The following is a 6,267-nucleotide window of genomic DNA, read 5'->3' as shown; positions in this document are numbered from 1 at the left end:
CGGCCTCGGCGTGGACCTCGTCCCACGGGTAGTCCAGGCAGCGGGCGAGGAACGTCTCGATGATCCGGTGCCGCCGCACCATCGCCACCGCGAACGACCGCCCCGCCCGGGTGAGCTCCACGGGCGCGTAGGGACGGTGGTCGGCCAGGCCCATCGCCACGAGCTTGCGGACCCCCTCGGTGACGGAGGAGGGGGACGCGCCGAGGCGGTCGGCCAGGGCGCCGGAGGTGACGGGGTCGCCGCCGGAGCCCAGGGCGTGGGCCGCCATGAGGTAGGACTGGATGGTCGGGGTGAGGTCGGCGAGGCCGCGCGGTGGATCGACGGTCATGCCGCCATCATCCCCGCCCGCCGCGCGCGGGCGCTCGCCGCGGCCCGGGGGAGGACGCCGCGCCGGGGCGCGAACAGCTGCGCGGCCGTGAAGATCGCGGCCTGGGTGAGGACCACCACCGGGCCCGGGGGGAGGTCGGCGTAGTAGCCGACGTACAGGCCGGTCACGCCCCCGACCAGGGCGACGACGACGGCGAGGACCATCGTCGACCGCATGGTGTCGGCGAGCAGCTGCGCGGTCGCGCCCGGGATGATGAGCGTGGCCACCACGAGGATCACCCCCACCGACTGCACGCCGGCCACCGTGGCCGTGGCGAGGGTGACCAGCAGGAGCGCGGTCAGGGCCCGGGTCGGCAGGCCCAGGGTGTGGGCGTGGAGCCGGTCGAAGGCCAGCATGATGAGGTCGCGCCGGAAGGCCAGCAGCACGGTCACGGTGAACGCCGACACCACCAGGACCTGGACGAGGTCGGAGTCGCGGATGCCGAGCACGCTCCCGAAGAGGATCGAGTGCAGGTCCCGCTGGCTGGGGAACCGTGCGATCAGGACCAGGCCCAGGGAGAACAGGGCGGTGAACACGATCCCCATCGCCGTGTCCTCACGCACCGTGCCGCCCTCCCGGACCGCCCCTATGAGCGCGACCGCGACCAGGGCGGCGACGAGCGCCCCGACCGCGAACGGGATGCCGGTCATGGACGCGATCACCACGCCGGGAAGCACGGCGTGGGACACGGCGTCGCCCATGAGGGACCACCCCATGTGGACCAGCCAGCAGCTCAGCAGCGCACCCGCCACTCCGGAGGCGGTCACCACCAGCAGGGCCCGGCGCATGAACTCGTAGCCCATCGGCTCGACGAGCAGGTCGATCATGACAGCGCCCCCTCGGTGGCCGCCGGACGGTCGGCGGGGTCGGGCAGACGCGCCCCGAGGAGCGTCGACAGGATCTGCGGGGTGGTGGTCTCGGCGACCGGGCCGTGGGCGATCAGGCACCCGTTGAGCAGGGCCACCGAGTCGGCGAGCCGGTCGACGGTGGCCAGGTGGTGGGTGGAGACCACCGCGGTCCGCCCGGAGGCGGCCAGCTCGCGCAGGACGTCGACGTAGACCTCCTCGCTGCCGGCGTCCATGCCGTTGAACGGCTCGTCGAGCAGGAGCAACGCCGCCTCCTGGGCGAGGCAGCGGGCCAGGAGGACGCGTCGCCGTTGCCCGCCGGAGAGCTCGCCGACGCGGCGACCGGCGACGTCGGCCAGGCCGACCCGGTCCAGGGACTCGTCGACGGCCAGCCGGTCGAGCGCGGAGGGTCGGCGCCAGGGCCCGGTGAAGCGTCGACGCCCCTGCATCACCACCTCCGCCGCGGTGACGGGGAAGCGCTCGTCCAGGGCATCGGACTGGGGCACCGCGGCCACCAGCCCGGTGCGCAACGCGCGCCGCACGGGCGCGCCGAGGACGCGGACCGACCCGGTGGTCGGGGAGACCGTGCCGAGCAGGACGTTCAGCAGGGTCGACTTCCCGGAGCCGTTGGGGCCGAGCAGGACGGTGATCGCGCCGGTCGGCACGGAGAGCGAGACGGAGTCGAGGGCGCGGACCCGACCGCGGTCGACCGTCAGGTCCGTGACGACGGCGGCGGGTCCGCCCGTGGTCGGCGGGTGGGGCAGTGGCCGGTCGGTCATGACGTCAGCTCCCGGGTGATGGTCTCGAGGTCGTGGTCGAGCAGGTCCAGATAGGTGGGGACGGGGCCGGTGGGTGTGGACAGGGAGTCCACGTAGAGGAGGCCGGCGAGTCGGCTGCCGGTCTCGTCGGCGACCTGTTCCATGGCGGCCCCGGAGACGGTCGACTCGCAGAAGAGGGCGGGGATCCCGCGGTGGCGGACCTGGTCGATCAGGGCGGTGACCTGGCGCGGCAGGCCCTGGTTCTCGCTGTTGACCGGCCACAGGTACAGCTCCTCCAGGCCGAGGTCCCGGGCCAGGTACGGGAACGCGCCCTCACAGGTGACCAGGACGCGTCGGTCGGCCGGGACGGCCGCGACGGCCGCGCGCGCCCGGGTGGCCAGGCGCTCCAGGTCGGCGATGTAGCGGTCGGCGCGAGCGGCGTACTCCGGGGCTCCGTCCGGGTCGACCTCGCCGAGGGCGGTGGCGATCGTGCGGATGTAGACGGCCCCCTCGTGGGGGGACATCCAGGCGTGGGGGTTCGCGCGGCCGGTGTGGTTCCCCGAGCGCACGGGAATCGGGTCGACCTCCTCGCCGGCCACGACGTGGCGCGCGTCGGTGCCGTCGATGAACCGCAGCAGCCAGTCGTCGAGGCCGAGCCCGTTGCTCAGGACGAGGTCCGCACCCTCGACCCTCCGGAGGTCGTCGACCGTCGGTTCGTACTGGTGGACGTCCGCGCCGGGGGTCGTGACGGACTCCACCCGGACCCGCTCGCCCCCGACCCGCCGGGCCATGTCGGCGAGGATCGTGAAGGTGGTCGCCACCACCACGGGGTCCCCGGCGTGGACGGGGCGAGGCGTGCCACCCGGGTCGCGCACACTCGCGACGTCCGGGGTGCACGCGGACGCCGCCGTCGTCGTCACGAGGGCGACGGCGAGCGCGGCGGACGACGCGAGGGCACCACGGTGGATACGGGTACCGAACGGCCTAAATTTCGGCATGCCGAAATTCTAAGTCATGAGGCGCCGAATCTCCTCCCGCCGGCGTACCCCTGTTGCCGCCACGCCTCGTAGACCACCACCGCGGCGGCGTTGGACAGGTTCATGGACCGGCGGCCCGGCAGCATGGGGATCCGCACCCGGGCCGTCACCCGCTCGTCGGCCAGCACCTCCGCCGCGAGGCCGGTGGGCTCGGGGCCGAACAACACCACGTCGCCGGGGGCGAACCGCACCTCCGGGAGGTCCAGCTCGGCGTGCGCGGTGAAGGCCCACACCCGCGCCGGGAGCAGCCTGGCGTAGGCGGCCTCGAGATCCACGTGGACCTCCACGTGGGCGAGATCGTGGTAGTCGAGGCCGGCGCGGCGGAGCTGGGGTTCGGACAGGTCGAAGCCCAGCGGACCCGCCAGGTGCAGCTCGCATCCCGCGCCCGCCGCCATCCGGATCGCGTTGCCGGTGTTGGGTGGGATGCGGGGACGGTCGAACAGCACTCTCACGCCACTTCCGGTCATGGGGCCATTCTCGCAATGCCCTACCGCCGACGCCGAGGGGGAGTGGGATACTGGCGGTCGTGACCGCGATCAAGCTGGACGGCAAGCTCACCCGCGACGAGATCGTCGCCGACCTCACCACCCGCGTGGCAGCGCTGCGGGACAAGGGCATCACCCCGGGACTGGGTACGGTCCTCGTTGGCGACGACCCGGGGAGCCACTCCTACGTCAAGATGAAGCACCGCGACTGCGAGGAGGTCGGCATCGCCTCGATCCGCCGGGACCTGCCCGCGGACACCACCCAGGCGGAGCTCGAGGCGGTGATCGACGAGCTCAACGCCGACCCCGCGTGCACCGGCTACATCGTCCAGCTGCCGCTGCCCGCGCACCTGGACGAGAACGCGATCCTCGAACGGATCGACCCGGCCAAGGACGCCGACGGTCTGCACCCGGTCAACCTCGGCAAGCTGGTGCTCAACGAGCCCGCGCCGCTGCCGTGCACGCCCAACGGGTCCATCCACCTGCTCCGCCGCTTCGGGGTGGAGCTCGACGGGGCGCACGTCGTGGTGATCGGCCGGGGACTCACCGTGGGCCGTCCGATCGGGCTGATGCTCACCCGACGCAGCGAGAACGCCACCGTCACCCTGTGCCACACCGGCACCCGGGACCTGGCGGCCGAGACCCGGCGCGCCGACGTGATCGTGGCCGCCGCCGGCGTCGCCCACATGCTCACCCCGGACATGGTCAAGCCCGGCGCCGCCGTGCTCGACGTGGGCGTGTCCCGGGTCGACGGCAAGCTCGCCGGCGACGTCCACCCGGACGTGTGGGAGGTCGCGGGGGCGGTCTCGCCCAACCCGGGCGGGGTGGGGCCGCTCACCCGGGCGTTCCTGCTGGCCAACGTGGTCGAGCGCTGCGAGCGGCTCGCCGCCGACGCCTGAGGCGCGGATGACCCACCCCGCCCCCGGACGGCCCCTGCCGACCGATCACCGCCCCGGCCGCACGCGACCGGCGCGGTTGACGTGGGCGCAGATCCGGGCCCAGTGGCCCCTCGCGCTGGTCCTGGCCGGGCTGGCGGTGGCGTTGGGCTTCGTCCTGTTCGAGAGGTGGCGGCGCGGGGCCTTCCTCCTGGGGCTCGTGGCGTTGGGCGCGGCCGCCCTGCGCGCGGTGGTGCCCGCCGAACGCGCGCGGCTGCTCGGGGTGCGGGGCAAGGGGTTCGACGTGGCGTTCTACATCGCGGTGGGGGTCGTGGTCCTGTGGCTCGCGACGTCGATCGACGCGCTCGGGACGGGCTGAGTCGGCCCCGGGCTCAGCGCAACCGCAGGGGGACGCCCTCCCGGACGTGGTCGCGGACGCCGTCCGACAGGAGCAGCGAGCCCATCGCCACCAGGGCCAGCATCGAGAGCACGGTGCCGACCACCGAGAGGAACGAGATGCTGTCCAGCACCATCCGCGCGAGCGAACTCGCCGCGAGCAGGAGGACGGCCACCCCGATGACCACCCGGGCCGCACGGTGGGCGCGCCACAGCAGCGCGGCACCGACGATGAGTAGGACCCCCAACACGAACGACGACGCGGCGGACACCGCCAGCGGCCCGAACCCGGCGGTGTCGCGGCCGCCGCTCGCCGTGGCGGTGATCCCGAGGAACGTCGCGAACCCGATGGACACGCCGATGATCCCGAAGCCGACGGACAGCCCCGCCAGTCCGAGCGCCGCCGGCCGCGGCGTGCGGTCGTCGTCGGTCACGAGTGCCCCCGCGTCCGGTCCGGGGTGCCCTGCGCCGCGAGCTCCAGCGTCCGTTCGAGCATGGGGCCCACCACCTCGGACTCGGTGAGGAATCCGTCGTGCCCGGCCGGGCTGTCGATCACGACGAGCGGGTCCGCGGCGGGCAGCAGCGCGGCCAGCTCCTCCTGCTGACGCAGCGGGTAGAGCCGGTCCGTGGTGACCCCGCCGATCACGCACGGCACCGGGCAGGACCGCAGGGCCTCGTCCACGCCACCGCGGCCCAGGCCCACGTCGTGACGGTTGAGGGCGTCGGTGAGCAGGACGTAGGTGCACGCGTCGAAGCGCGAGACGAGCTTGCCCGCCTGGTGGTCGAGGTAGGACTGGACGGCGAACCGCCCCGACATGGACAGGTCCTCCCCGCGCGGGTCCTCGCCGGGCTGCGGGCGGTTGGCAAAGCGCTCGTCCAGCTCCCGCTCGCCGCGGTAGGACAGGTGCGCGATCCGCCGGGCGATGCCCAGTCCGGTCACCGGGGTGCGGCCGGTGCCGTGGTAGCCGCCCTGCTGCCAGTGCGGGTCGGACGTGATGGCCATGATCTGCGCCGTCTGGACGCCGATCTGGTCGGCCGAGGCGCGGGCGCCGACCGCGAGGACGCACCCCGCGCCCACGCGGTCCGGATGGGAGACCATCCACTCGAGCGCCCTGGCCCCGCCCATCGAGCCGCCGATCACCGCGGCCCAGCGCTCGACGCCCAGGAGATCGGCCAGCACCCGCTCGGCCTCGACCATGTCCCGGACGGCGACGGCGGGGAAGCGGGCCCCCCAGTAGTGGCCGTCCGGGTGGAGGGAGCTCGGACCCGTCGACCCCCGGCACCCGCCGAGGACGTTGACGGACAGGATGCAGTAACGATCGGTGTCCAGCGGCAGCCCGGGCCCGACGAGCCCGTTCCACCAGCCGGGGGTCGGGTGCAGCGAGTCGACGGTCCCCACCACGTGCGAGTCGCCGGTGAGGGCGTGCTCGACCAGCACGATGTTGGACAGGTCGTCCGCGATCCGGCCCCACCTCTGCACCGCGAGGGTCACCCCCGGGAGGAC

At 73.9% G+C, this 6,267-nt stretch carries 9 protein-coding genes; 2 read left to right on the top strand and 7 right to left on the bottom strand.

Annotation, left to right across the window (positions count from 1 at the left end):
- From B4M60_RS10255 to B4M60_RS10235, 5 genes are all read right to left on the bottom strand, one after another.
- Window positions 1–328 (bottom strand): metal-dependent transcriptional regulator (locus B4M60_RS10255; RefSeq protein WP_291083217.1); only part of this gene is annotated, 328 nt, incomplete at its 3' end.
- Window positions 325–1,194 carry a metal ABC transporter permease gene (locus B4M60_RS10250; protein WP_291083214.1) on the bottom strand — a complete coding sequence of 290 codons (870 nt, stop codon included), beginning with the start codon at window positions 1,192–1,194 and terminating at the stop codon, window positions 325–327. The genes B4M60_RS10250 and B4M60_RS10255, both read right to left, overlap by 4 nt.
- The gene (locus B4M60_RS10245) at window positions 1,191–1,991 is read right to left on the bottom strand and encodes a metal ABC transporter ATP-binding protein (RefSeq protein ID WP_291083211.1); all 801 of its coding nucleotides are present in this window, start codon (window positions 1,989–1,991) and stop codon (window positions 1,191–1,193) included. The genes B4M60_RS10250 and B4M60_RS10245 overlap by 4 nt, the downstream gene beginning before the upstream one ends.
- Window positions 1,988–2,968, bottom strand: coding sequence for a metal ABC transporter solute-binding protein, Zn/Mn family (locus B4M60_RS10240; RefSeq protein WP_291083208.1), 981 nt, complete (start codon window positions 2,966–2,968; stop codon window positions 1,988–1,990). Before B4M60_RS10240 ends, B4M60_RS10245 begins: the two co-directional genes overlap by 4 nt.
- 14 nt (window positions 2,969–2,982) lie before the next feature.
- Window positions 2,983–3,474 (bottom strand): tRNA (cytidine(34)-2'-O)-methyltransferase, encoded by a 492-nt coding sequence (locus B4M60_RS10235; protein WP_291083205.1) that lies wholly within the window; start codon window positions 3,472–3,474, stop codon window positions 2,983–2,985.
- Between the two features lie 59 nt (window positions 3,475–3,533).
- Between B4M60_RS10235 and B4M60_RS10230 the strand changes: the two genes are divergently transcribed.
- Both B4M60_RS10230 and B4M60_RS10225 read left to right on the top strand, forming a co-directional pair.
- On the top strand, window positions 3,534–4,391 hold the full coding sequence (locus B4M60_RS10230; RefSeq protein WP_291083201.1) for a bifunctional methylenetetrahydrofolate dehydrogenase/methenyltetrahydrofolate cyclohydrolase: 858 nt from the start codon (window positions 3,534–3,536) through the stop codon (window positions 4,389–4,391).
- Window positions 4,392–4,398: 7 nt separating this feature from the next.
- Window positions 4,399–4,746, top strand: coding sequence for a DUF3017 domain-containing protein (locus B4M60_RS10225; protein WP_291083198.1), 348 nt, complete (start codon window positions 4,399–4,401; stop codon window positions 4,744–4,746).
- A gap of 13 nt (window positions 4,747–4,759) precedes the next feature.
- Here B4M60_RS10225 and B4M60_RS10220 read toward each other — a convergent pair whose 3' ends face one another.
- Both B4M60_RS10220 and metX read right to left on the bottom strand, forming a co-directional pair.
- The gene (locus B4M60_RS10220) at window positions 4,760–5,197 is read right to left on the bottom strand and encodes a hypothetical protein (RefSeq protein ID WP_291083195.1); all 438 of its coding nucleotides are present in this window, start codon (window positions 5,195–5,197) and stop codon (window positions 4,760–4,762) included.
- The coding region (metX, locus tag B4M60_RS10215) for a homoserine O-acetyltransferase MetX (protein WP_291083192.1) at window positions 5,194–6,267 on the bottom strand (1,074 nt) is incomplete at its 5' end. The genes B4M60_RS10220 and metX, both read right to left, overlap by 4 nt.

Source organism: Dietzia sp. UBA5065 (genome assembly GCA_002415925.1).
In the GTDB taxonomy this organism is placed as follows: Bacteria; Actinomycetota; Actinomycetes; order Mycobacteriales; family Mycobacteriaceae; genus Dietzia.
This window is presented reverse-complemented; position numbering and strand designations above follow the sequence as displayed.